Origin of the sequence: Bradyrhizobium sp. ORS 86 (assembly GCF_045571475.1) — a bacterium.
Taxonomy (GTDB): domain Bacteria; phylum Pseudomonadota; class Alphaproteobacteria; order Rhizobiales; family Xanthobacteraceae; genus Bradyrhizobium.
In genome coordinates this window covers 3637278-3662760 of the sequence record NZ_CP120699.1, presented here as the reverse complement: position 1 = coordinate 3662760, position 25483 = coordinate 3637278, and the positions used below count along the sequence as shown (strand labels likewise).

The following is a 25483-nucleotide window of genomic DNA, read 5'->3' as shown; positions in this document are numbered from 1 at the left end:
GATGGACGCGGAAATCGATCGCGAGGCAATCCTCGACGCTGGTCCCTGGAAGCGCAACCTGATCGTTTGCGTGTTCGGCTCCTTCACCACGATCGTGGCGATGACGCTGCTGCTGCCGTTCCTGCCGCTCTATGTCGAGCAGCTTGGCGTGACCGATCACGCCGCGATCGTGCAGTGGTCCGGGGTCGCCTATGGTGCAACGTTCTTTAGCGCCGCGTTGACCGCGCCGCTGTGGGGACGGCTCGCCGACCGCTACGGCCGCAAGCTGATGCTGATCCGCGCCAGCCTCGGCATGGCGATTGCGATGTCGCTGATCGGCATGGCGCATAACGTGTATGAACTGGTCGGGTTGCGGCTTCTGACCGGCCTGCTCGGCGGCTACGCCTCGGGCTCGACCGTGCTGGTCGCGGCGCAAACGCCGAAGTCACGCTCCGGCTGGGCGATCGGCGTATTGTCCGCCGGCATCATGGCCGGCAGCCTGGTCGGCCCGCTGGTCGGCGGCATCCTGCCGCCCTTGATCGGCATCCGCGCGACCTTCTTCATCGCGGGCGGCGTCATCTTCTTCACCTTCCTCGGCACCACTTTCCTGATCCGCGAGGGAGTCCGACCGCCGGCGGCGCGCGGCAGCAAATCGCGCGGCGGCTGGGCGCTCGTTCCGGACAAGCGCCCGGTCCTCGCGATGTGGGTGACGGGCCTGCTGTTGATGGTCGCCAACATGTCGATCGAGCCGATCATCACGGTCTATGTCGCCCAACTCGTCGAAGCGCCGCAGGTGACGTTCGTCGCGGGCCTCGTGATGTCGGCCGCAGCGTTCGGTAGCTTGCTGTCTTCGTCTCACCTCGGCAAGCTCGCCGATCGGGTCGGCCACTGGCGCATCATCATCGTCTGCCTCGCGGTGTCGGCAGTGCTGCTGGTCCCGCAAGCCTTCGTGACCAGCGGCTGGCAACTGATCCTGCTGCGCTTGCTGATGGGACTGGCGCTCGGCGGCCTGTTGCCGTGCATCGCAAGCGTCATCCGGCACAACGTGCCTGAAGCCGTCACCGGCAGCATGCTCGGCTATTCGGTGTCCGCGCAATATGCGGGCCAGGTGATCGGCCCCCTCGCCGGCGGCTTCATCGGCGGACATATCGGCATGCGCGCGGTGTTCCTGGGAACGAGTGTGCTGATGGCGTGTGGGGCGATCGGCAACTTCATCGTCGAGAGGCGAAAGTAATCCAGCGCGCGCCGCATTCGGCGGACGGGACACGCTGGACGAAGACACCATCAAAACAAAAACGGCGCCCGAAGGCGCCGTTTGATTGCTTCTATCGGAGCTCGCTCAGTGCGCCGTCAGGCCGCCGGCCGCCTCATCGGAAGCGTCGGGCTTGACGTCGACCTTGGTCTCCTCTTCCCACACGATCGGCGCGGGCACGCGGACCAGCGCCTTGGCGACGACCTCATCCAGCCGTGAGACCGGGATGATGTCCATGCCGCCCTTGATCGCATCGGAGATCTCCGTGAGATCCTTGGCGTTGTCTTCCGGGATCAGCACCGTCTTGATGCCGCCGCGCGCGGCGGCCAGCAGCTTCTCCTTCAGACCGCCGATCGGCAGCACGCGGCCGCGCAGCGTGATCTCGCCGGTCATCGCGACATCATGGCGGACCGGAATGCCGGTCATGACCGAGATGATCGCGGTGGCCATCGCGACGCCAGCGGACGGACCGTCCTTCGGCGTTGCGCCCTCCGGCACGTGAACGTGGATATCGCGCCGGTCGAACATCGGCGGCTCGATGCCGTAGGTAATCGCACGCGAGCGGACGTAGGACGCCGCCGCCGAGATCGATTCCTTCATCACGTCGCGCAGGTTGCCCGTGACCGTCATCTTGCCCTTGCCGGGCATCATGACGCCTTCAATGGTCAACAGCTCGCCGCCGACATCGGTCCAGGCAAGGCCCGTGACGATACCGACCTGATCCTCGCTCTCGATCTCGCCGAAGCGGTACTTCGGAACGCCGAGGAACTCTTCGATGTTCGCCTCGGTGACCTTGACCGACTTCTTCTTGGAGATCATCAGCTCCTTCACCGCCTTGCGGGCCAGCGTGGAGAGCTCGCGCTCCAGGTTGCGCACGCCCGCTTCGCGAGTGTAGCGGCGGATCATCAGGAGCAAGGCCGCGTCGTCGATCGACCATTCCTTGGAGTCCAGACCGTGCTTAGAGAGCGCGCTCGGGATCAGGTGCTTGCGCGCGATCTCGACCTTCTCGTTCTCGGTGTAGCCGGCGATCCGGATGATCTCCATGCGGTCCATCAGCGGGCCGGGAATATTCAGCGTATTCGCGGTCGTGATGAACATCACGTTGGACAGGTCGTAGTCGACCTCCAGGTAGTGATCGTTGAAGGTCGAGTTCTGCTCGGGGTCCAGGACCTCAAGCAGCGCCGACGACGGATCGCCGCGGAAATCGGCGCCCATCTTGTCGATCTCGTCGAGCAGGAACAGCGGGTTCGAGCTCTTCGCCTTCCGCATCGACTGGATGATCTTGCCGGGCATCGAGCCGATATAGGTGCGGCGGTGACCGCGGATCTCGGCCTCGTCACGCACGCCGCCGAGCGAGACGCGCACGAACTCGCGACCCGTCGCCTTGGCGATCGACTTGCCGAGCGAGGTCTTGCCGACGCCGGGAGGCCCGACCAGGCACAGGATCGGTCCGGTCAGCTTGTTGGCGCGCGACTGCACCGCGAGATACTCGACGATACGATCCTTGACCTTCTCGAGCCCGTAGTGATCGGAGTCCAGCACCGCCTGCGCGGCCTCGAGGTCCTTCTTGACCTTGGACTTCTTGCCCCACGGGATCGACAGCAGCCAGTCCAGATAGTTGCGCACGACGGTCGCTTCCGCGGACATCGGCGACATCTGGCGCAGCTTCTTCAGCTCGTGCTGCGCCTTCTCGCGTGCTTCCTTGGAGAGCTTGGTCTTGGAGATCTTCTCCTCCAGATCGGCCAGCTCGTCGCGACCTTCGTCGTCGCCGAGCTCCTTCTGGATCGCCTTCATCTGCTCGTTCAGGTAATACTCGCGCTGGGTCTTCTCCATCTGGCGCTTGACGCGCGAGCGGATGCGCTTCTCGACCTGCAGCACCGAGATCTCGCTCTCCATCAGGCCCAGCACCTTCTCCAGGCGCTGCGTAACGGACAAAGTCTCCAGGATCGCTTGCCGATCGGCGATCTTCACCGCGAGATGCGAGGCAACGGTATCACCGAGCTTGGCGAAATCGGTGATCGCCTGAACCACGCCGACCACCTCGGCGGAGATCTTCTTGTTCAGCTTCACATAGCTTTCGAAGTCGGACACCACCGAACGCGCCAGCGCTTCGGCCTCGACCGAGTTGGCGTCGGTGTCGGCCAGCGCGACCGCGGCCGCTTCGTAATACTCGCTCCGATCGGTATATTTCTCGACGCGCGCGCGCTCGAGCCCCTCGACCAGCACCTTCACGGTGCCATCGGGCAGCTTCAAGAGTTGCAGGACGCTCGCAAGCGTACCGGTCTCGTAAATTGCATCGGGTGCCGGATCGTCATCGGACGCGTTCTTCTGCGTCGCGAGCATGATCAGTGCGTCGTTCTTCATCACCTCTTCGAGCGCGCGGATCGATTTCTCGCGGCCGACGAAGAGCGGCACAATCATGTGCGGGAAGACGACGATGTCGCGGAGCGGCAGCACCGGATAGGAGTGGCTTTCGCCGTGAACGATCGTTGGCCGGGGTTTGGAAGTCGTCATGGCCTAATCCTTTTGTTTTGCCCCCTTGCACGCAGCCCGCCTGCTCGCGCAACCGCCACAAGGTGCCTTGGTGATCGGAACAGATGACCGTCAGCAGCCGCCTCCTCCGTCTCGTGAAGCGACGAATCTCGACACATCGAGCATCGTCACCGATAGCATTAGGTGGCTATCGGGCACAGGGGTGTCAAGTACGAGAAACGCCGGAAAATTCAGGCTAAACAGACATTTGCGGCTATACCAAAACGGCTGCCGGATGAGCCGGCAGCCGCGTCATTTTTGGTCAGATCGGCGTTGCGCGCGCTAGGCGCTCGCGCTGCTCTCCACCGCGCGGTCGGAGCGATCCGCGTAGATGTAGAGCGGACGGGCCGTTCCCTCGACCACTTCGCGCGAGATCACGACTTCCTCGACACCTTCCAGGCCCGGGAGGTCGAACATGGTCTCGAGCAGGATGCTCTCCAGGATCGATCGCAGACCGCGCGCGCCGGTCTTGCGCTCGATTGCCTTGCGGGCGACCGCGCCAAGTGCCTCGTCGGCGAACGTCAGCTCGATGTTCTCCATCTCGAACAGCCGTTGGTACTGTTTCACCAGCGCGTTCTTCGGATCGGTGAGGATCTTCTTCAGCGAGGTCTCGTCGAGGTCTTCCAGCGTTGCGACGACCGGCAGACGACCGACGAATTCCGGGATCAGACCGTACTTCAGGAGATCCTCGGGCTCGACGTGGCGGAAGATCTCGCCGGTGCGGCGATCCTCCGGCGCCAGCACCTGCGCCGCGAAACCGATCGAGGTCGAGCGGCCGCGCGCCGAGATGATCTTCTCCAGTCCCGAGAACGCGCCGCCGCAGATGAACAGGATGTTGGTCGTATCCACCTGCAGGAACTCCTGCTGCGGATGCTTGCGGCCGCCTTGCGGCGGAACCGACGCGACCGTGCCTTCCATGATCTTCAGCAGCGCCTGTTGGACGCCCTCGCCCGACACATCGCGGGTGATCGAGGGATTGTCCGACTTGCGGCTGATCTTGTCGATCTCGTCGATATAGACGATGCCGCGCTGCGCGCGCTCGACGTTGTAGTCGGCCGCCTGCAAGAGCTTCAGGATGATGTTCTCGACGTCCTCGCCGACGTAGCCGGCCTCGGTCAGCGTCGTGGCATCGGCCATCGTGAAGGGAACATCGAGGATGCGGGCCAGCGTCTGAGCGAGCAGCGTCTTGCCCGAACCAGTCGGACCGATCAGCAGGATGTTCGACTTCGCCAACTCGACGTCGTTGTGCTTGGTCTGGTGGTTCAGCCGCTTGTAGTGGTTGTGGACGGCGACCGACAGCACCTTCTTGGCGTGGCTCTGGCCGATCACGTAATCGTCCAGCACCTTGCAGATTTCCTTCGGCGTCGGGATGCCGTCGCGCGACTTCACCAGCGAGGACTTGTTCTCCTCGCGGATGATGTCCATGCAGAGTTCAACGCATTCGTCGCAGATGAAGACGGTCGGTCCCGCGATCAGCTTGCGGACTTCGTGCTGGCTCTTGCCGCAGAACGAGCAATATAGCGTGTTCTTGGAGTCGCTCGTGCCGACCTTACTCATTCATTATCTCCGTCCGCCGTTCGATCTCGTTTGCCAGATCGACCCAGTCCGGCACAAAACCGGAGCTTCAAGGGTAGATAGAGCAAATTCCGTACCAAAAAAGACCCTACGCTGTCTTGACCGTGCGAATCACGGTGCTTTCGAATCTCCCGCGATCATAGCCGATACGTCACAGCCAACCATGCTGGCACCCGACTATCAAGAATTCGCTAATCGGGCGGCCAGCTCAAGACCGTGACAATACCGTGATTTCCAGGCTCCGTGCGCGGAATAGCCGTCGAAATCCACGGAACGTTGCGGGATTACCACTTCGGCACATGAGCACGAAAGCGGAACCTTTGCCCTTGCACCCGCGCTTACGGGCATGGTCCGTCGTGCTGTTTGCCGCTTATGTGAGGCGTCAATGTGGAAATCACACCGACGCCAGGGGATGCCTGCCCTGACTTACGCGGCTTTCGCGGTGGCCGGGTCATCCGGCCGCTTGTCGATAACCTTGTCGACGAGGCCAAATGCCTTCGCATCCTCGGCCGTGAGGAACTTGTCGCGCTCGAGCGCCTCCTCGATCGCCTTGTAGGTCTGGCCGGTATGCTTCACATAAATTTCGTTGAGCCGCTTCTTGAGATTCAGGATCTCCTGCGCGTGCAGCATGATGTCGGTGGCCTGGCCCTGGAAGCCGCCCGAGGGCTGGTGGACCATGATGCGTGAATTCGGCAGCGTGAAGCGCATGTCCTTCTCACCAGCCGCCAGCAGCAGCGAACCCATCGAGGCCGCCTGTCCCGTGCACAGCGTCGATACCGGCGGACGGATGAACTGCATCGTGTCGTAGATCGCAAGGCCCGACGTCACCACCCCGCCCGGCGAGTTGATGTACATCGAGATTTCCTTCTTCGGGTTCTCGGCCTCGAGGAACAGAAGCTGCGCCACGATCAAGGTCGACATGCCGTCTTCGACCGGACCGGTGACGAAGATAATGCGCTCCTTCAAGAGACGCGAGAAAATGTCGTAGGCGCGCTCGCCGCGATTGGTCTGCTCGACGACCATCGGCACAAGGTTCATGTAGGTTTCAACGGGATCGCGCATGGAAAACCCAGGGGTTAGGGGTGATGCAGAACGGAGCTTAAACCAGTCAGCTCAAGCTTAATCCAGATATAGACCAATTTCCGGCCGACAAGACCGGTACTAGCCAATTGGGCAGGTCGAAGTTCAAGCCGATTCGACCGGTCGCGCCTAGCGACAGGGACCCGTCGCCGGCGCGCTTTCGCCATTCATCATTAACGCGAGGTGCCGGAATTCGAGCATGATATGAAAGGATCATGCTCGAATTCGAAACGGAGTCTAAGCGGCGGTCTTCTCGGCGTCGTCGTCCTTGAACAGCTCTTCCTTGGTGACCTTCTTCTCGGTCACGTTGGCGAGCTCCAGGATGAAGTCGACGACCTTGTCCTCGTAGATCGGGGCACGAAGCTGGGCCAGCGCCTGGGCGTTGCTGCGATAGTAGTCCCAGACTTCCTTCTCGCGGCCCGGCACCTGGCGTGCGCGCTCGATCACGGCGCGCGAGACCTCGTCTTCGGTCACGGTGATCTTGTTCTTCTCGCCGATCTCCGACAGCACCAGGCCGAGGCGGACGCGGCGGTCGGCAATTTTGTGGTACTCCTCCTTGGCCGCCTCCTCGGTGGTGTTCTCGTCGGCGAAGGTCTTGCCGGACGAATCCATCTCGGCCTTGATCGAGTTCCACATCAGGTTGAACTCTTCCTCGACCAGCGACGGCGGCGCCTCGAACTTGTGGCTCTCGTCGAGGCGGTCGAGCAGCGCCCGCTTGACGCGCTGGCGGGTGGCGCCGGCGAATTCGCCCTTCAGGCGCTCGCGCATCAGTTCCTTCAGCTTGTCCAGCGACTCCAGGCCGAGCGTCTTGGCGAAGTCGTCGTCGATCTTGGTCTCGCCCGGCGCCTCGATCAGGGTTGCGGTGGTCTCGAACTCGGCCGGCTGGCCGGCGAGCTTGTCATTCAGGTAATTCTTCGGGAACGAGACCTTCAGCGTCCGGGTCTCGTTGGCACCGATGCCGATCAACTGGTCCTCGAAGCCCGGGATGAACTGGCTGGCGCCGATCACGACCTGGATGCCCTCACCGGTGCCGCCGTCGAAGGCTTCGCCGTTGATGGTGCCCTTGAAGTTGATGGTGACGCGATCGCCCTGCTCGGCCTTCGCACCTTCGGCCTTGGCGCTGTAGGGGCGGCTGCCTTCGGCGATCCGATTGATGGCGTCATCGACGTCGGCGTCGGCGACATCGACCACCGGCTTCTCGACCGAGAAGGTCTTGAAGTCGGCGAGCTGGATCGGCGGCACGACCTCGATCGCCACGGTGTAGGTCAGGTCGGTCTTGCCCGCGAGCAGATCGTCGACCGCGGCCTTCCCGGTCGGCATCGTGATCTTCGGCTCGCCCGCAAGGCGGAAGCCGCGATCTTCAAAGATCTTCCGGTTGGTGTCGCTGATGGTCTGGTCGATGGTCTCGGCCATCACCGAGCGGCCATAGATCTTCTTCAGATGGGCGACCGGCACCTTGCCGGGACGGAAGCCGTTGAGACGGACCTTGTCCTTGAGGTCGACCAGCTTGGCGTCCGCCTTGGCATCGAGATCGGATGCGGGAACGTTGATCTTGAATTCGTGCTTCAGTCCCTCGTTGAGGGTCTCGGTGACCTGCATGGTATCAATCTTCTTCCGCTTTCGGCCACGAACCTCGCGGGCCGTGGCAGTGTTCAATCAAGTCGACGCGGCCTCGCAGCCTGACGCCGGTGGTTCGGCGAACCCGCGGCCTCGATAAGGCTCAAGGTTCTCCAAGGAATCGTCATGCAAACGCTGTAAGCGCTTGGTGCGGGCGGAGGGACTCGAACCCCCACAACTTTCGTCACTGGAACCTAAATCCAGCGCGTCTACCAGTTCCGCCACGCCCGCGTGAAAAGCATCCCATCCGACCGCGATGCCGCGGGCGGCCGGGCTTATAGCATGTGCCCGCCGGTTCGCAGCAAAAAAATCGGCGCTTTTGCATAGCCGCCTGCGACCCTTCGCGGGTGGACAGACTGAGTTGAAAATGGTCCGCATCGGCCGAATGGCAAGCCCCGATCTCCCCCTCACCCGCCGTCGCCTCATGACCGTTTTCGGCGCCGCGGCGCTTGGACCAGCCCTGCCGGCCGTCGGCGCGGCGCAAGGCCGCACGGCCGTCGCGCTACAGGCCAGGCCAGACCGCATCTCGCTTCGTCCCGGAGCATCGCAAACGCCGGTCTGGTCATTCGGCAACGGGGACCTCCGGTTCAAGCGCGGCGAGGTGCTCGATGTCGCCTTCAGCAACGAGCTGCCGGTGGCAGCCGTGCTCGATTGCCACGGGCTCGACGGTGTGCCGGCGGCCGAGCCGCTGACGTCCCGGGCGCCGCTCCCACCGGCTGCCAAGGATACCTTCCAGCTTCCGCTGCGGCATGCCGGAACCTTCCTTTGGGGCGCAAGCCTGCTCGGCGACGGCGCCGCCATGCCCGCACGGCCGCACGCTCTGATCGTCGACAGCAGCTCGCCGGTTGCGGTGGATCGCGACCATGTCCTGCTGATCGAGGAGTGGCGGCTGCGTCAGGATGGAACGGCGATCTCGCCCGGAACGGATCCGCAAGATACGACGATAATTCATACAATTAACGGGCAAACCTCGCTCAACATCTCGGCTCCTTCGAATGCCCGCCTCAGACTTCGGTTCATCAACGGAAGCCCGCGCAGCGTGCTGGCCGTCAAGCTGGAGAACCTCGAGGTCCGGGTGATGGGGATCGACGGCCAGCCGGCCGAGCCGTTCCCGGCCCGCAACAGCGCCTTGATGCTGGCGCCGGGGAATCGCACCGACGTCTTTGTCGATGTCGCGGGGCCCGCAGGAACGAGCTTCCCCATCCTGCTCCACGACGGCCAGCAAGCCCGGCCGCTGGGCAAGCTGGTTGTCTCGGCGGAGCCGCCGCTCCGCTCCGCGCCGTTTCCGCCTGCCCCACCGCTTCCGGGCAACGACCTGCCCGCCCAGATCGATCTCAAGAACGCCCAGCGGGTCAGCCTCGAACTCGGTACTCCGGCCGATTGGGTCCGGCCAGTCGATTTCAAGCCATCCGCCGCGCCGGCCTTTCAGGCGAAAGCCGGCCGGCCGGTCGTGCTGGCGCTGACCAACCGCGCCACAATGACCACCGTCTTCCATTTGCACGGCCATCATGTCCGGCTGCTGGATCGGCTCGACGACGGCTGGAAGCCGTTCTGGCTCGATACGCTCGCAATCGAGCCCGGCCAGACCCAGCGCATCGCCTTCCTTGCCGAATACCCGGGACGCTATCTGATCGAGGCCACCGCGGCCGATTGGGCCGCGCCACGGCTGCTCCGATGGTACAGTGTCCAATAGCAAAGAGGGGAAACGACCATGAGTCAGACAGTTGCCGCGATTCGCGGAGTCCGGGCGCGAAGTGTCGTGGTGCCGCTCAAGCGCCCGGTGAAGAACGCCTTCGGCGTGATTGATTCCGGCCCATTGGTTCTGATCGATGTCGAAACCGACCAGGGTGTGACCGGCCGCAGTTACATCTTCGCCTACACCAAGCTCACGCTTAAGCCTCTGTGCTACCTGATCGAGGAGATCGGCCGCGATCTCATCGGCAGGCCAGTCGCCCCGTTCGAGCTGATGAAGGCGATGGACGCCAAGTTTCGCCTGCTCGGCTGGCAGGGCCTGGTCGGCATGGCGGTGTCGGGCCTCGACATGGCCTATTGGGACGTGCTCGGCCAGTTGGCCGACCGGCCGCTTGCCGAGTTGCTCGGCGGTGGCACCAAGCCGATCAGGGCCTATGACAGCTACGGCGCGGTCGATCCGGTAGCGGACGAGCGCGCGCTGCGCCGCTCGCTCGACCAGGGCTTCAAGGGCATCAAGATCAAGGGCGGCGACGGAGATGCCGCCAACGACGAACGCGTGGTCAAGGGCGTGCGCGCCCTGCTCGGCCCCAACATCGCGCTGATGATCGACTTCAACCAGTCGCTCGATCCAGCGGAAGCGACGCGCCGCATCGCGCGCCTTGCCCCCTACGATCTGCACTGGATCGAGGAGCCGGTGCCGCAGGAAAACCTGTCCGGCCATGCCAAGGTTCGCGAGACCTCGCCGACACCGATCCAGGCCGGCGAGAACTGGTGGTTTCCGCGCGGCTTTGCCGAGGCGATCGCGGCCGGCGCCTCCGACTTCATCATGCCCGACGTGATGAAGGTCGGGGGCGTCACCGGTTGGCTGCAGGTCGCGGGCCAGGCCGACGCCGCCTCGATCTCGATGTCGAGCCACCTGTTCGCGGAGGTCAGCGCGCATCTGCTCGCGGTGACGCCGACCGCGCATTGGCTGGAATTCCTCGACTTCGCCGGCACGATCCTGGCGAAGCCCGCCGAGATCGTCGATGGCGCTGTCACCGCGCGCGGTCCGGGCCTCGGCATCGAATGGAACGAGCCCGCGGTGGCGAAGTATCTGGTGAGCTAAAGCGCGATGGCGATTCAACTCAATCTCATCGCGCTTTAGCGTCTCGAACGCTTACGCAGCGTCTAATCCCCTCCGGCCGTGATCCCGCCGGCGCTCGGTTGCAGAGTGCCATGCGCCTGCGCGCGTGAGGCCCCGCTGTCCATCACCTCGGGCCGCAGCTCCTCCAGCGGACGCTTGCGCGTCTCGATGCCGAGAACGGCCACCGCAATCGCCTGCAACACCAGCAACCCGGCCACCACGGATACGACACCGGTGACGCCGAACCGGGTGAACAGCTCGACCACGATGAACGGCGTCACGATCGACATCAGGCGTCCGGCGGTGTTGCAGATGCCTGAGCCGCGCATCCTGAGTTCAGTCGGGAACAACTCGGGGATATAGAGCCCCCAGGCCAGCGCCAGCATCACCGCAACCGTGAACACCAGCAGGAAGCCGATCACGACAAAGGCGGTCGGATTGATGAAGACCGGATAGATCAGCCCAAGCCCGGCTGCGATGAGCGACAGCACGATCAGCGACGGCTTGCGATCGATCTTCTCGCCGATCCACATGCCGGTCAGCGTCCCGAACGGACTGCCGAGCGTCATCAGCATGGTGTAGCCCAGGGACGACGACAGGTTGATGCCCTGCTTGACGAAGAAAGTCGGTATCCAGGCGATGAAGCCGTAAACCGCGGTGTTGAGCCCGATCAGGATCAGGCAGCCCACGATGGTTCGCGCGAGCAGCGCGCGCGAGAACAGCCGCGTGAACCGGACGTCCGGCTGAACGGGGGCCGGCTGGTAGGCCGGCGTCGGCAACGGCTTGCCCTTGCCGATCTCCTGCTCGATCGCCGAGAGCACCGCTTCGGCGTCTGTGCTGCGGCCCTGCGTTTCCAGCCAGCGCGGCGATTCCGGCAGCGAGCGCCGTAGGAACCAGACGATCATCGCGCCGATCCCGCACAGCGCGAACATCCAGCGCCAGCCGAGATGGGGAATGACGGCCCAGCCCACCAGGGTTGCGACGAACAGCGCGCCGTTGGTGCAGGTCGCGAGCGCCGCGCCCCACCGGCCGCGCTGCTGCGGCGGGATGAATTCGCTGAGCACGACGTAACCGACCACGATCTCCGCGCCGAGACCGAGGCCCATCACGAAGCGGGCCCCGATCAGCCAGTTCATTGACGGCGCGAGGGTCGCCGCCAGCGCGCTCAGACCGAAGATGAGGAGATTGGCCTGGTAGGCGAACTTGCGGCCGAAGCGGTCGCCGGCGACGCCCGCCAGCCACGCGCCGATCAGCATTCCAACGAAGGTTGCGGAGATGAAGCGCGCATTGTGCTCGAGGTCCGACCAGCCGGACTGAACCAACGCTCCCAGAATGCTGCCGGCGAGGAATATCTCGAAGCCGTCGACAAACAGTCCGGCTCCGATCAGCGCGAAGATCCGGTAGTGGAATCCAGCGATCGGCAACCGGTCGAGCCGGCCTCCCGCGTTGACGCCCGTCATGGTCACTTTAAGCCTCCCTTGTTTTGTTTTGATCGTTGTTGGCGCCGATATCTCGGCTGACGCTATCCGGTGGCGGCGTGTGCCTCCGGCACCGCTTCGTGGGATCGTCCGCCCTGCGGCCGCGGCAGGCCGAGATTGTCGCGCAGGGTGTCGCCTTCGTACTCGCGCCGGAACAGGCCGCGGCGCTGCAATTCCGGAACGACCAGCCGCACGAAATCCTCGTAGGTGCCCGGCACGTGGGTCGCGGCTACGACAAAGCCGTCGCAACCGCCTTCGGAGAACCAGCGCTCCATCTGGTCGGCGACCACGGCGGGCGACCCGACGAAGGTCGGCAATTCGGCGAGCGTGCCGCGACCGCTGAACTGGACGAAGTCGCGCGGGGTGGGATTAGGTGTGCCGCTGAGATTGACCACACGGTCGCGGATCGCTTGCAGGCCGCTGATCGACTGCAGTTCCTCTGCCGTGAACGGCTCGTCCATCGGCTTTGCCGCGAAATCGTAGTTGAGCACCTCCGACAGCAGCGTCAACGCATCGATCTGTTTGGCGAGCCGGTTGATCGCGGCGAACTTGTCCTCGGCCTCGGCCTGGGTTTCGGCGACGACGGGATAGACCGCCGGCGCGATGCTGACATCCCTGCCCGCCTTCGCCAGCGTCCCCTTCAGGTCCGCATACTGCTTCTTGGCGATCTCGAGGTTGGGATAGATCACGAAGATCAGCTCGCCCCAGCGCGCCGCAAATGTCTTGCCCCGCCCGCTCTGGCCGGCCTGGATGATCACCGGATGCCCCTGCGGCGAGCGCGGCACCGTAAACGGTCCGCGCGAGCGGAAGAACTGTCCCTGATGGTCGAGCCGATGCACCTTCGCCGGATCAGCGAACAGGCCGGCCTCGCGATCGAAGCGCAGCGCGCCGTCCTCCCAACTGTTCCAGTGCCCGAGCACGACCTCCATGAATTCGTCGGCGCGGTCGTAGCGCAGGTCGTGGCTGAGATGCTGCGAGGCGCCGAAATTCGCGGCCTCGGAATCGTTCAGCGACGTCACGACGTTCCACGCCGCGCGGCCGTTGAGCAGCAGGTCCATCGTCGCGAACACGCGCGCGACATGGAACGGCTCGTAATAGGTGGTCGAGTACGTCACCCCAATGCCGAGACGCTCCGTCGCCAGCCCCATCGTCAGCGCGACCGTGACGGGATCGAGCTTCGCCGCGCGCACGCCGTGGCGGATCGTCTCGCGGAAGTCGTCGCCAAAGCGATCCGGAATTGCGAGCCGGTCGTCGAAGAAGGCGAGATGGAATTTGCCGCGCTCCAGCGTGCGGCCGATGCTTTCGTAGTATTCGCGCGCGAACCAGTTCGCCTTGGATTCCGGATGACGCCAGGAGGCCGGATAGTTCGAGCAGTTCTGGGCCTGCAGGAAGCCGATCAATTTCATCTGCCTGGTCATGGCATCTTTCTTTCGTGGCAGGAGGAAGAGGATTGGGTCACCTCAGATGACCCCGTCATTGCGCAGCGTAGCGAGCATCGCCGCCGATGCTCCCGCAAGCGAGGTCAGGACCTCGTCGGTATGGGCGCCGAGCGCAACGCCGGCGTGCTTGAACTGCGGTGGGGTGCGGGACATCCGCGGGATCGCGCTCGGCACGGCGATCGGCCCGGCGCGCGAAGGCACCTCGGCGATGTTGCCGCGGGCGCGATATTGCGGATCGTCGAAGATGTCGCGGATGCTGTAGATCGGACCGCACGGCACGTCGTGGCGCTCGCATTCCGCAAGGGTTTGCGCGAGCGGCATGCCGCCGATCCAATCGGCGACGATGCCGTTGACCTCCTCGCGCCGTCCCAGCCGGGCGGCCATGGTGGCATAGCGCGGGTCGGTCGCGAGATCGGAGCGCTGCATCGCCTCCGCCAGCCGCTCGAACATCTTGTCGCTCGAACAGGCCAGCGCAACCCATTTGCCGTCGCGGGTCTCGTAATGACTGTGCGGCACGACATTGACCGTGTCGGCGCCGAGCCGCTCGCGGACGAAGCCGGTTTTGGCGAACACGGTCGCCATCTCGTCGAGCAGGCGAAACACCGATTCATAAAGCCCGATGTCGACTACCTGCCCCTCTCCCGTCGCTTCCGCATGACGCAGCGCCAGCAGCACGCCGAGCGCACCCCAGAGGCCCGAGATGTAGTCGGCCAGCGAGGTCGAGCCCGGCATCACCGGCTGCCGTCCCGCCTCGCCGGCGAGATAGGCGAGACCGCTGAACCCGTGCGCGATCCGCGCGAAGCCCGGCTTGTCGCGCATCGGGCCGTCCTGGCCGTAGGCGCTGACCCGCAGCATCACGAGCTTCGGATTGATCTCGCGCAACGCCTCGAAGCCGAGGCCCCATTTCTCCAGCGTGCCCGGCCTGAAATTCTCCAGCACCACGTCCGACTGCCGAACCAGTTCGCGGAACAATGATGCGCCGCGTTCGCTGCGCAGGTCGAGCGTGACCGACTTCTTGTTGCGCGCTTCGCTGAGCCAGACATAGGTGTCACCGCACTCGCTCGGCGTGCCGAAGCGGCGGAGCGGATCGCCCGTGCCCGGCTGCTCGACCTTGATGACCTCGGCGCCGAAATCCGACAGCACCGTTCCGCAGAACGGCGCCGCGACGAAGGTCGCGATATCGAGCACGCGTACTCCCGCAAGCGGTGGGTCATGCGACATCGCGCGCTCCCTCCCTGCCCGCGGCGGCAATCGCCTGGTGGCGATCGATGATCGCCTGCGCGCGCTTCAGCACCGCCAGATCAATCAGCACGCCGTCCTGCCCGAAGGCGCCGTCGCCGCCTGCACTCGCTGACTGGATCTTGGCGATGATCTCGCGCGCCCACGCCACCTCGCGCGCGGTCGGTGAGAACACCTCATTGGCAATATCGAGCTGCGAGGGATGGATCGCCCATTTGCCCTCGAAGCCGAGCGCGGCAGCCCGCTCGGCGCTGGCGCGAAATCCGATCGGATCGCCGAAATTGGCATAGGGACCGTCGATCGCGCGCAGGCCGTGGGCGCGGCAGGCATTGGCGATCCGCGCCAGCGCGAAATGCCACTGGTCGTTCCAGTGCGCGTGGCGCCTGCCGCCTTGGTCCGGATCGGTCAGGACCGCGTAGCGTGGATCGGATGCGCCGATGATCTCGCCGCAGGTCCGCAGATCGATCGAATAGTCGCCGATGCCGAAGATCACAGCCTCGAGCCGTTCCGAGGACTGGACGATGTCCTCGACGTTGGCGAGGCCGAGCGTGGTCTCGATCAGGATCTCGATGCCGAGCGGCTTCGCACGTGGAAATTCCCGCTCCAGACCCGTCAGCAGCGCATCGACGAACCGAACATCGAATGCGGTCCCGACCTTCGGCACCATGACCAGGTCGAGACGCGGACAGCGGCCGGCGACCTCGATGATGTCGCGATGGGCCCATTCGGTGTCGAGGCCGTTGATCCGCACCGCGAGCGTCTTGTTGCCCCAATCGATCCGGTTCAGTGCCTCGATCGCGATCTCGCGCGCCTCCGGCTTGCGCGCCGGCGCCACAGCATCCTCCAGATCGAGAAAGATGAAATCGGCTGCGCTACGCGCGGCGCGCTCGAAGAAGTGCGTCGAGGTCGCGGGCACCGCGAGCTCGGAGCGCTGGACACGGCGGGTGCGCGGCTTGAGGATGGTGAATGACATCAGGACATCTTTTCGGCAGGAGCCGCAGGATCGGCTCCCGCAGCCAATGCAATCATGCTAGATGTCCGGCACTGATCTTTCTAACGAGATTATCTTAAGAACAGTTCAGTTTGTCGGAACAATCAGCCCGAGCCCAATCGATGTCGCCGATCAATTTCAAGCTGCTGCACATGTTCATCGCGGTCGCGGAGAACAAGAGCTTCCGCCAGGCCTCCGAGCAGCTCAACCGCTCGCAGTCCGCGGTCAGCATGCAGATCAAGCTGTTGGAGGATCAGGTCGGCGCCGCGCTGTTTCACCGCACCACGCGGCGCGTCGAATTGACCGCGGAAGGGCTGCAACTCCTCACCCATGCGCGGCGCGCGCTCGGCGAATGGGAAAACGGGCTGCGCGAGATCCGCGAGGTGATCGACATCCAGCGCGGCACGCTGTCACTAGCTTGCGTGCCGACCATAGCGGCGACCGCGCTGCCGCAGGCGCTGTACGCATTCCAGGCGAGCTATCCCGGCATCAACATCAACCTGCGGGAGCTTGCGGCCGAGGACATGCTCGACTGCCTCCGTCGCCGGGAAGCGGATTTCGGCATCGGGCCCGAGATGGACGGCTCAACCGAGTTTCAGTTCGCGCCGTTGTTCAGGGACCCGATCTATGCGCTGGCGACGCGCGCCTTTCCGTTCCGCAAGCGCAGCGCGGTCGATCTCGCCGAGCTCTCGGCCTATCCGATCCTGCTCAACTCGAAATCGGCGGCGCTGCGATCGATGCTGGAGCGGGCGCTCGCGGTGCGCGATCTGCAGATGAAGATCAAATTCGAGGTCGAGCACAGCCACACGCTGAGCGCGCTGGCCGGAGCCGGGCTCGGTGTCGGCATCCTGCCGAGAATCGCGCTGCCACGGCCGCTGAAGAAGACCATGCAGGCGCTGCCGATCGTCAATCCAACGCTGGAGCGCACCGTCTGCATCGTCTCGCTGAAGGGACAATCGTTCTCGCCGGCGGCAAGCGCGCTGACGGCGACAGTCCAGAAGCTGTTCAGGGCCCGCGCCTGAGCGCCGGCGCTGCCGGCCGACCTCAGCCGGCTCGCGGCGCCAGCGCGCAGAACTGCCCGCCGAAATAGATCAGCGGCGCGTCACCGTCGCGCTGATGCACGGCGCGGACCTCGCCGACGAAGATCGAATGGGTATCGTACGCGTGCTCGCCAACGAGCTCGCAGTCGAGGCCGACGAGCGCGCTCTTCAGGATCGGCGCCCCCGTGGCGAGCGACAGCCAACTCTCAGCGCCGCTGAAGCGATCGTCGCGCTCGATGCCGCGGCGGCCGGCGAACACATTCGCAAGCTCCTCCTGCCCGGCGCGCAGCATGTTGACGCCGAACGCCGCAGTGCGCCGGATCAGCGCATGCGCGCTCGCCGAGCGGTTGACGCAGGCGATCAGCCGCGGCGGCGTATCCGACAGCGAGCACACCGACGTCGCCGTGAGCCCGGTCCTGTCCCCGAGCGTGCCTGCCGAGAGGATCACCACGGCGCCGGCGTGATAGCGCATGGCCGCACGATACGACGCGGCATCGATGCGCGGAACGGCCGTCTGGGAGGCTGTCGAAAGGGAGCTGGTTGATGTGATCATCGGACTGTTCCGCGCTAGGCAACGACGCGGAACGTATAGGCGACGCGCATCGATCGCTGAAACGCAAATATCTAACCGCTTGTTCAGTTTGCCCGATCAATGCACGTGGTGCGCGCGGCCGCGTCCATTTCGGCGAGTGCCAGCGGTCTAATATTCAATCCCGAACTCGTCATAGATCCGGCGGAACACCGCGGGCAGCACCTCGGTCAGATCCTCCGCGATCAGGCCCGGCCCGGCTTCACCCGCGCCCTCGCCGTGCATCCACGCCCCGATACCGGCGGCCTCGAACGCCGGCACTCCCTGCGCCAGGAAGCCCGCGATGATGCCTGACAGCACGTCGCCGGCGCCGGCGGTGGCAAGCCAGGGCGGCGCGTTGGCGGTGATGGTGGCACGGCCGTCTGGCGACGCGACCACCGTGTCCGCGCCCTTCAGCAGCACCACGGCGCCCGATCGTTCGGCCGCGGCCCGGACGCGCTCGAGCTTGGACCGGCCGGGATATTTGTTGGAGATATCGCTGAACAGCCGCGGGAATTCGCCCTCATGCGGGGTCAGCACCACCTGCTGGCCGTCGGAAGCCTTGATCGCCTCGAACAGGCGGTCCGGCGCGCTCGCAAAACTCGTCAGCGCGTCGGCGTCGAGGACCAGATGCCGCTGCGCCGACAGCGCGGTGTGGACGAAATCGCGCGTGCGCGCATTGATGCCGACACCGGGCCCGATCACGCAGGCATTGAGCCTTTTGTCGCCGAGCAGTTCGGCGAACTGGATCGGGTTGTCGACCGCGCGGACCATCACCGCGGTCAGCGCCGCGGCGTTAACCGCCAGCGCGTCGCGCGGCGAGGCAAGTGTCACCAGGCCCGCGCCGGCGCGCAGCGCTCCGCGCGCGGCGAGCCGGGCCGCGCCGGTCGAGGCGATATCGCCCGACACCACCACCGCATGGCCGCGGGCATATTTGTGGCCGTCCATCCGCGGCACCGGGAACGACCAGCGCCAGGCCTGCGGCAGGTTCTCGGCGGTCAGCGGCTTGATCTCGTCCAGCACCTGCGGATCGATGCCGATATCGGCGACGCGCACCCGGCCGCAATGCATCCGCCCCGGCAGCAGCAGATGAGCCGGCTTCTTGCGGAAGAAGGTCACGGTCTCGACGGCCTGCACCGCGGCACCCATCACCGCGCCTGACGTGCCGTTGATGCCGCTCGGCAGGTCGACGGCCAGCACCGGCGCGCCGTTGGCGTTGATCGCCGCGATCATCTCCAGCGGATCGCCCTTGACCGGCCGGTTGAGCCCGGCGCCGAACAGCGCATCGATGATCAGTGCCGGCTTGCCGATGCCCAGCGCCTGCGGGTTGAACGGCAGCACCGGATACTTCCAGCCCTTCGCCGCCAGCGCGGCATCGCCCTGCAGGCTGTCGCGCTCGCACAGCAAGATGACCGAGACCTCGCGGCCGCGCGCCGCGAGCTCAGCGGCGGCGACAAATCCGTCACCGCCATTGTTGCCGCGCCCGGCGACCACGATGATCGGCCCCTCCTCGACCAGGTCCATCGCCGCCTCGGCGACCGCCTGGCCCGCGCTCATCATCAAGGCAAAGCCGGGCGTGCCGGCTGCGATGGTCAGCCGGTCGGCACGCTCCATCTCGGAAGTGGTCAGAACGTCCATGCCGAATCCTCAATCTCTTCGCCTTTTCGAGAGGCAATTCCCATGACGTTCGCAGGGTTTTGACCGGTCGATTGCACACATATTGATCAGATTGCCTATCCCATAGGCTTGGATATCATGCCCATTGTGGTTCGATATCATCCGATTGCCTGTTAAAAGGCTGATAACGTTCCGAAATCGGGGACCCTGACAAACTGGCATAGACCCTGCTTTTGAGGAAGCCGCTCGCAATGGCACGTTGTACGGCCATTGTGCGCGTTTCCGGCCCGGCGCCGGAAGCCTTAGTATTCAACCGGACTGCGCCCCATGCGCATCGAAGACGACCCTGCAATCTGCAATGCCCGGGAGGCGCTCAGTGAAAAAGATTGAAGCCATCATCAAGCCTTTCAAGCTCGACGAGGTGAAGGAAGCGCTCCAGGAGGTCGGACTGCAAGGCATCACCGTCACCGAGGCCAAGGGTTTCGGACGGCAGAAGGGTCACGCCGAGCTCTATCGCGGCGCGGAATACATCGTCGACTTCCTGCCCAAGGTGAAGATCGAGATCGTGATCGGCGACGACCTGGTCGAGAAGGCGATCGACGCGATCCGCCGCGCAGCCCAGACCGGGCGCATCGGCGACGGCAAGATCTTCGTCTCCAACATCGAGGAAGCCATCCGCATCCGGACCGGAGAATCCGGGCTGGACGCTATTTGAGCCCGATGCTATCCGGATTTTGCGACCCCAAAAGAGAAAAAAGGCTGCTTCGGCAGCCTGATTTCGTTTGAGTGGTCACACCATCTCGCCAAAAGCGGGAATAATGTCGCCGATCGCTGGAACCGACCCGCACATCCATAAGGGGTATTCATGAAGACCGCCAAAGACGTCCTGAAGATGATCAAGGACAACGACGTCAAATACGTCGACCTGCGCTTCACCGATCCGCGTGGCAAATGGCAGCACGTGACCTTCGACGTCAGCATGATCGAAGAGGATACCTTTGCCGAAGGTCAGATGTTCGACGGCTCCTCGATCGCCGGCTGGAAGGCGATCAACGAATCCGACATGTGCCTGATGCCGGACCCGGTCACCGCGACGATCGACCCGTTCTTCGCCGAGACCACCATGGTCATCGTCTGCGACGTGCTCGAGCCCACCACCGGCGAGCCCTATAACCGCGACCCCCGCGGCATCGCCAAGAAGGCGGAGGCGATGGTGAAGTCGATGGGCGTGGGCGACACCGTGTTCGTCGGCCCCGAGGCTGAGTTCTTCGTGTTCGACGACGTGCGCTATGCGGCCGACCCCTACAACACCGGATTCAAGCTCGATTCCTCCGAGCTGCCGATCAACTCGGCCACCGAATATGAGGGCGGCAATCTCGGCCACCGCATCCGCACCAAGGCCGGCTACTTCCCGGTGCCGCCGCAGGACTCGGTGCAGGACATGCGCTCGGAGATGCTCGGCGCCATGGCCAAGATGGGCGTCAAGGTCGAGAAGCATCACCACGAGGTGGCATCGGCCCAGCACGAGCTCGGCATGAAGTTCGACACGCTGACGCTGATGGCCGACCAGATGCAGATCTACAAGTACTGCATCCATCAGGTCGCGCACATCTACGGCAAGACCGCCACCTTCATGCCGAAGCCGGTCTATGGCGACAACGGCTCGGGCATGCACGTCCACCAGTCGATCTGGAAGGACGGCAAGCCGGCCTTTGCCGGCAACAAGTATGCCGACCTGTCGGAAACCTGCCTGCACTACATCGGCGGCATCATCAAGCACGCCAAGGCGATCAATGCCTTCACCAACCCGTCGACCAACTCCTACAAGCGCCTGGTCCCGGGCTACGAGGCCCCCGTGCTGCTGGCCTATTCCGCGCGCAACCGTTCGGCGTCCTGCCGCATCCCCTACACGGCAAACCCGAAGGCCAAGCGCGTCGAGGTGCGCTTCCCCGATCCGATGGCCAACCCCTATCTCGGCTTCGCCGCGATGCTGATGGCCGGCCTCGACGGCATCAAGAACAAGATCGATCCGGGTCCGGCGATGGACAAGGACCTCTACGACCTGCCGAAGGAAGAGCTGAAGCAGATCCCGACCGTCTGCGGCAGCTTGCGCGAGGCGCTGGAGAACCTCGACAAGGACCGCGCGTTCCTCAAGCACGGCGGCGTGTTCGACGACGATTTCATCGACGCCTTTATCGAGCTGAAGATGACCGAGGTCGCGCGCTTCGAGATGACCCCGCATCCGGTCGAGTTCGAGATGTACTACTCGCTGTAAGCTGTCACGGCTTCAAAGATGCAAAAGGCGCTTCCGTCGGAAGCGCCTTTTGTTTTTGTGCGCGATGTTTCTGTATCCGAGATTGCGAGTTCGGACCGGCGTGAAGTCCTCGACCCGCTTTGAACGAAAGTTGGTGGGTGCACTGGACCGAACTTGACCCACTTTCTTCCTAGAGGGCGGAACGAGATGCAAGGCTCGGACAAATCACGTCGCGAGAATGCGAATGCACATTCTCTCTCAGTCGTCATGGCCCGCGCAGGCGGGCCATCCAGTACGCCGCGGCCTGTCGGTTCAAGCACCAGCTTCTCTGGAATACTGGATCACCCGCATGCGCGGGTGATGACACCGCGCTATTTGACACGTGGACTTGGAACTGCCCCTGTCAGCTCACCCCGGCAACGTCAGTCGCCGTGGGCTAAGTCTTGTCCGGGGGATTCTCGCGCAGGAAGCGCTCCAGATCGGGCTGCACGGAGTAAGGCTGCGGAACCGGATCCCCCTGAAAGTCGACCTGAAGATCAAGGCAGCGCCGCAGCATCCGCGCCAGCTCAGCGCGCCGGTAGGGCTTGGTCAGCAGCGGAAGGCCATGTCCCGGGCGCCCCGACGCCGGCAGCGCGCCATCGCTGTAGCCCGAGGTGAACAGTACCCGCAGCGCCGGGCGCCCGGCCATCAGCGCGTCAGCCAATTGCCGCCCGTTCATGCGGCCGGGCATCACAATGTCGGTGAACAGGAGATCGAACGCCGCGCCGCGATTGGCGATCTCAAGCGCGGCGTCGGCATTGGGCGCGACGAGAACCTTGTAGCCCAGGCCCTCGAGCTGGCCCGTGACGTAGTCCCGGATCTTGTCGTCATCCTCGACGCACAGGATGGTCTCGTCGCCGCCGCGGAGCGGCTGGTCGGTCTCTTCGACAGGAAGGAGCGCAGTGCCCTCGGCCTTGGGCAGGTAGACCCTGAAGGTCGCGCCCTGCCCCTCCGTGCTCAGCGCTTCGATGCCGCCGCCCGTCTGCTTGACGAAACCGAACACCATGCTGAGCCCGAGCCCGCTGCCCTGCCCCACATCCTTGGTGGAGAAGAACGGGTCGAATATCTTCTCGAGATGTGTCGGTGAAATCCCGGTACCGGTATCGGTCACCTCGATCACAAGGTGATCGCCCGCCCGCTCGACGCCGCGCGCCACTGCATCGGGAATGCCGAGCTGGATGTTGCGAGTGGCGAAGATCAAAGTGCCGCCGTCCGGCATGGCATCGCGCGCATTGATCGCGAGATTGACCAGTGCGGCGCTGAGCTGGCTGCGGTCGACGAAGGCAAGCCAGGCGTCGCGGGCGAGCTCGGTCCTGATCTCGATGCGCGAGCCAAGCGTCTGCGACAGCAGCCGCACCACGTCACCAATGAGAGCATTGACGTCCGTTTCGGCAGGTTGCAGCGGCTGCTTGCGGGCGAACGCCAGCAGGCTCGCCGTCAACTGGGCGCCGCGATCGGCGGCGTCGCTGATCAGCTTGGCGATCGAGGCCAGGTGCGGCGCGTCCTTGACACCATCGGAGAGGATCTCGATCGTGCCGGTGATCACCGTCAGCATGTTGTTGAAGTCGTGGGCGATGCCCCCAGTCAACTGCCCGACCGCCTCCATCTTCTGCGCCTGAATCAACTGTTCCTGCGCCGCGCGCCGCTGCGTCACGTCACGCACAAAGGCGTTGATGACGTAGCCCTCGCCACGGCGCAGCGCGCTTAGCGACACTTCGACGAAGAACCGATGGCCGTCGCGGTGCAGCGCCTCGGACTCATAGCGCATGCCCATGCCGCCAGCCGCGCTCTCCTGCAGGAAGCGGGCGATCCGCTGCCGATGCGCGTCCCGTAGCTGTTCCGGAAACACCAGCTCGACCACCTTGCGGCCGACCGCATCCGATCGCGTCCACCCGGTCAGGGCTTCCGCCTGCGAGCTCCAGTCGAGTACGATTCCCTCCTGGTCGGTCTGCACGAATGCATCGAGCGCGGTCTTGACGATGGCCTGCGCCATTTGCTCGCTCGCGACCAGCGCCTCGTGCGCCCGTCGTCGCGCGGTAATGTCGTGAAGCACTGTGACCGCGCCACGAAGCTTGCCGGCGTCGTCGCGCAATGGGCGGGCATTGGCCAGCAGGCGAACGCCTTGCTCGTCCGGCCGGGGCTTCACGATCAGCTCGAGATCGTCAACCTGTTCGCCGCGCAGCGCACGCGCCAGAGGCAACTCCGAAATCGGCATCGCGGTCTCATCGTCGGCGTATTGGCACCGGAAGGCCTGTGCTCCCGTCAGGATGTTGAAACCTGGCTCGACGCCGAGCAATCGGCGCGCAGCAGCGTTGATGATCACGATCGCCCCGCAATGGTCGACAACGACCACCGGGTCGCGAATGCTCTCGACGGTCTTCTCCAGCAAGCTCTGTCGGGTGCCCAATCTCGCGGACAGCTCGTCGAGCGCGCCTCTGGCCGTTTCCTGATTGCCGCCCAATGGCATCGGCACCGTCTCGCCGCGAGACAGTCGCTCGACCGCCCACGCCACCTCTGCCAGCGGCGCCGACAGCGACCGCCCGATCATTACGGCCATCACAAGCGCCAGCACTGCGCCGACCGCGCCTGCGGCCAGCAACAGGCCAGGCGACGCGACGCCGTGGATGACTCCCACCGCGAGCAGGGTCACGACGACGGGGAGCATGGTCCCGAGCGCCAGGCGGCCCGATAAATTCATCCCAACCAACTCATCGTGATCCGCAGCACCGGAAAAGAAAAGGAAGGCAGTATCGGCAAGGAACCGGCGGCGCCGGGCGATGACTTTCCGTCGTGCTGCTTGGCCGGTTCGGTCGGACACTCCGCCTCTTCCATGTCCGTAAAATTACGGAAGGCGCACTCCCGGGAGATCGATCGGCACGTCGCAGCGGCACGAAGTCTAAGCCGGGACGGACCGTTGTTCAATGCAGCAATCACAGGTTGTTTTATACGCAACCTGTTTCAGCAGATCATCGCATTGTCGCCGTGATCGCAGACATCGCGGGGCGGCGCGGAGAACACATGTGGGGCCTGGAGACGGGCATGGCCGTAAGTCCAATCGCTGCCGGACAGGGAGGACTTGCCTCTCATCACGGCATATCGCTTGGTGCTGGCGTTCTCGTGAGCGGCGGCTGGCATCGCGAGCAAGCCGATCGCAACCGATCCGGCCAGCAAGCATTTGACGGTGGTCATCGGGGTCTCTCCTGACAGGATACAGCACGCCGAGGAGGCTTGTCCTCTCGGTCTTTCGTGGCCTTGCACCTCACCATGATCGGCCCGCGCCGCGCTTCATTCCCGACTCCCCGATGCGCGCAGGTCCAGGGCTTCGTCTTGCCGCGCCCATGCCACTGAGTTGCCCGACGGCGCAAGCCCCCGCCGCAAAAATATTTCTGTTTTATGGAAACGCAACTCAGTGTATGTATCCCCCGCCTCACCCGCCTGAGGGGCGCTTCGCGATCGTCACGAGTGCTGGGTCGGGATGCGGTGGACGCCGAGTGTGTGACTGACGAGCACATGCAAGGCGGACGGCGAAGTCGTGCAGGCCTGACGCCCTAGTGGCAGGTGTCCTGTTGCAAGACGCAATTGCGTCTTGCAACGGCGGTGACAACCAAGCCCAGTCTCGCCGGGGCGAGCACGTATAAGCCGTAACCCATCGCGCAGGGAAAGCCGGGCTTGCTCCGGTTACACCTGTGGTCCTACCCCCGAGCTTTCTACCCTTGCTCGGGGCCCATGGGTGCGATCGGTACCCGGCTTTCCCTGCGCCCTCTGTCCAAGAGAGGGCGGAACGAGATGCAAAGCTCGGACAATTCATGTCGCGAGAACGAAGAGTCACATCTCTCTCAATCGTCATGGCCCGCGCATGCGGCCATCCAGTACGCCGCGGCCTCTCGGCTCAACAACCAGCGTCTCTGGAATACTGGATCACCCGCATGCGCGGGTGATGACCCTTAGTGATCCGAGCCGCCGCGCGC

Annotated in this window: 18 protein-coding genes and 1 tRNA gene; 6 read left to right on the top strand and 13 right to left on the bottom strand. The window is 64.4% G+C overall.

Going from position 1 to position 25483, the window contains the following annotated elements:
- Nucleotide 1 precedes the first annotated feature (1 nt).
- A complete protein-coding gene (locus P6U25_RS16815) occupies nt 2-1213 on the top strand; it encodes an MFS transporter (RefSeq protein ID WP_407152233.1) in 1212 nt (403 codons plus the stop codon).
- Between the two features lie 105 nt (nt 1214-1318).
- On the opposite strand, the gene lon is transcribed toward P6U25_RS16815, so the two are convergent.
- From lon to P6U25_RS16790, 5 genes are all read right to left on the bottom strand, one after another.
- Entirely contained in the window at nt 1319-3745 is a 2427-nt protein-coding gene (gene lon, locus P6U25_RS16810; RefSeq protein WP_407152232.1) for an endopeptidase La, read from the bottom strand.
- A 300-nt stretch (nt 3746-4045) separates the two neighbouring features.
- Complete coding sequence (clpX, locus tag P6U25_RS16805) at nt 4046-5320, bottom strand: ATP-dependent Clp protease ATP-binding subunit ClpX (protein WP_024506813.1); 1275 nt, start codon at nt 5318-5320, stop codon at nt 4046-4048.
- 444 nt (nt 5321-5764) lie between these two features.
- On the bottom strand, nt 5765-6400 hold the full coding sequence (locus P6U25_RS16800) for an ATP-dependent Clp protease proteolytic subunit (protein ID WP_407152231.1): 636 nt from the start codon (nt 6398-6400) through the stop codon (nt 5765-5767).
- 255 nt (nt 6401-6655) lie between these two features.
- The gene (gene tig, locus P6U25_RS16795) at nt 6656-8017 is read right to left on the bottom strand and encodes a trigger factor (RefSeq protein WP_407152230.1); all 1362 of its coding nucleotides are present in this window, start codon (nt 8015-8017) and stop codon (nt 6656-6658) included.
- A 164-nt stretch (nt 8018-8181) separates the two neighbouring features.
- A tRNA-Leu gene (locus P6U25_RS16790) sits at nt 8182-8266 on the bottom strand.
- A gap of 193 nt (nt 8267-8459) precedes the next feature.
- Here P6U25_RS16790 and P6U25_RS16785 point away from each other — a divergent pair.
- Nucleotides 8460-9728: a multicopper oxidase family protein gene (locus P6U25_RS16785; RefSeq protein WP_407152229.1), complete on the top strand. Its 1269-nt coding sequence runs from the start codon at nt 8460-8462 to the stop codon at nt 9726-9728.
- 18 nt (nt 9729-9746) lie between these two features.
- Entirely contained in the window at nt 9747-10832 is a 1086-nt protein-coding gene (locus P6U25_RS16780; RefSeq protein ID WP_407152228.1) for an enolase C-terminal domain-like protein, read from the top strand.
- A gap of 62 nt (nt 10833-10894) precedes the next feature.
- On the opposite strand, the gene P6U25_RS16775 is transcribed toward P6U25_RS16780, so the two are convergent.
- From P6U25_RS16775 to P6U25_RS16760, 4 genes are all read right to left on the bottom strand, one after another.
- Nucleotides 10895-12310, bottom strand: a complete 1416-nt coding sequence (locus tag P6U25_RS16775) for an MFS transporter (protein WP_407152541.1) — start codon at nt 12308-12310, stop codon at nt 10895-10897.
- Nucleotides 12311-12372: 62 nt separating this feature from the next.
- Complete coding sequence (locus P6U25_RS16770) at nt 12373-13746, bottom strand: LLM class flavin-dependent oxidoreductase (RefSeq protein ID WP_407152227.1); 1374 nt, start codon at nt 13744-13746, stop codon at nt 12373-12375.
- A gap of 42 nt (nt 13747-13788) precedes the next feature.
- Nucleotides 13789-14988 carry a CaiB/BaiF CoA transferase family protein gene (locus tag P6U25_RS16765; protein ID WP_407152226.1) on the bottom strand — a complete coding sequence of 400 codons (1200 nt, stop codon included), beginning with the start codon at nt 14986-14988 and terminating at the stop codon, nt 13789-13791.
- Complete coding sequence (locus tag P6U25_RS16760) at nt 14978-15979, bottom strand: HpcH/HpaI aldolase/citrate lyase family protein (protein ID WP_407152225.1); 1002 nt, start codon at nt 15977-15979, stop codon at nt 14978-14980. Before P6U25_RS16760 ends, P6U25_RS16765 begins: the two co-directional genes overlap by 11 nt.
- A 140-nt stretch (nt 15980-16119) precedes the next feature.
- On the opposite strand from P6U25_RS16760, the gene P6U25_RS16755 reads away from it, so the two are divergent.
- Nucleotides 16120-17019, top strand: a complete 900-nt coding sequence (locus P6U25_RS16755) for a LysR family transcriptional regulator (RefSeq protein ID WP_407152224.1) — start codon at nt 16120-16122, stop codon at nt 17017-17019.
- Between the two features lie 22 nt (nt 17020-17041).
- On the opposite strand, the gene P6U25_RS16750 is transcribed toward P6U25_RS16755, so the two are convergent.
- Both P6U25_RS16750 and P6U25_RS16745 read right to left on the bottom strand, forming a co-directional pair.
- Complete coding sequence (locus tag P6U25_RS16750) at nt 17042-17590, bottom strand: flavin reductase family protein (protein ID WP_407152223.1); 549 nt, start codon at nt 17588-17590, stop codon at nt 17042-17044.
- Between the two features lie 147 nt (nt 17591-17737).
- Nucleotides 17738-19243 (bottom strand): NAD(P)H-hydrate dehydratase, encoded by a 1506-nt coding sequence (locus tag P6U25_RS16745; protein ID WP_407152222.1) that lies wholly within the window; start codon nt 19241-19243, stop codon nt 17738-17740.
- A gap of 355 nt (nt 19244-19598) precedes the next feature.
- Between P6U25_RS16745 and P6U25_RS16740 the strand changes: the two genes are divergently transcribed.
- Both P6U25_RS16740 and glnA read left to right on the top strand, forming a co-directional pair.
- Nucleotides 19599-19937 carry a P-II family nitrogen regulator gene (locus tag P6U25_RS16740; RefSeq protein ID WP_011441447.1) on the top strand — a complete coding sequence of 113 codons (339 nt, stop codon included), beginning with the start codon at nt 19599-19601 and terminating at the stop codon, nt 19935-19937.
- Nucleotides 19938-20087: 150 nt separating this feature from the next.
- Complete coding sequence (glnA, locus tag P6U25_RS16735) at nt 20088-21497, top strand: type I glutamate--ammonia ligase (RefSeq protein WP_407152221.1); 1410 nt, start codon at nt 20088-20090, stop codon at nt 21495-21497.
- A gap of 415 nt (nt 21498-21912) precedes the next feature.
- On the opposite strand, the gene P6U25_RS16730 is transcribed toward glnA, so the two are convergent.
- Both P6U25_RS16730 and P6U25_RS16725 read right to left on the bottom strand, forming a co-directional pair.
- Nucleotides 21913-24333 carry a PAS domain S-box protein gene (locus tag P6U25_RS16730; protein WP_407152220.1) on the bottom strand — a complete coding sequence of 807 codons (2421 nt, stop codon included), beginning with the start codon at nt 24331-24333 and terminating at the stop codon, nt 21913-21915.
- A gap of 140 nt (nt 24334-24473) precedes the next feature.
- The gene (locus P6U25_RS16725) at nt 24474-24704 is read right to left on the bottom strand and encodes a hypothetical protein (RefSeq protein ID WP_407152219.1); all 231 of its coding nucleotides are present in this window, start codon (nt 24702-24704) and stop codon (nt 24474-24476) included.
- Nucleotides 24705-25483 lie beyond the last annotated feature (779 nt).